The sequence below is a fragment of the Staphylococcus cornubiensis genome (assembly GCF_900183575.1).
In the GTDB taxonomy this organism is placed as follows: Bacteria; Bacillota; Bacilli; order Staphylococcales; family Staphylococcaceae; genus Staphylococcus; species Staphylococcus cornubiensis.
Genome location: NZ_FXUZ01000074.1, coordinates 1 through 429 on the forward strand (window position 1 = coordinate 1; position 429 = coordinate 429).

Sequence of the window (429 nt, forward strand, 5' to 3'; positions counted from 1 at the left end):
ATGTATTTCCCCCACCTGATTTCAGGGCCTATTGTCCGGTATAAGGAAATTTATCAACAATATGAAGGCACTATTGAACTACCAGAGTTCTCCCGAATTAATGAGGGATTAAGACTGGTTTTGTATGGTTTTATTTTTAAATTGGTCATAGCAGATGGAGTCGCCTCTACTGTAGATTCCATATTTAACAATTACCAAAACGCAACCCATCTTGAGTCATGGCTTGCTGCCATTGCGTTTACCGTACAAATTTATTTTGATTTCCTGGGTTATACCCATATTGCAAGAGGAGTTTCCTTATTTTTCAATATAAAACTTCCGCTTAATTTCAATCACCCATACAATGCCGTCAATATCAGTGATTTTTGGCAACGATGGCACATCAGTCTCTCACTCTGGATTAGAGATTATTTATACATTCCTTTTGGT

General features: G+C 37.3%; 1 protein-coding gene. It reads left to right on the forward strand.

The window, feature by feature from the left end; all coding sequences use genetic code 11:
• On the forward strand, positions 1-429 hold a 429-nt coding region (locus CCE82_RS12595), incomplete at both ends, for an MBOAT family O-acyltransferase (RefSeq protein ID WP_276205650.1).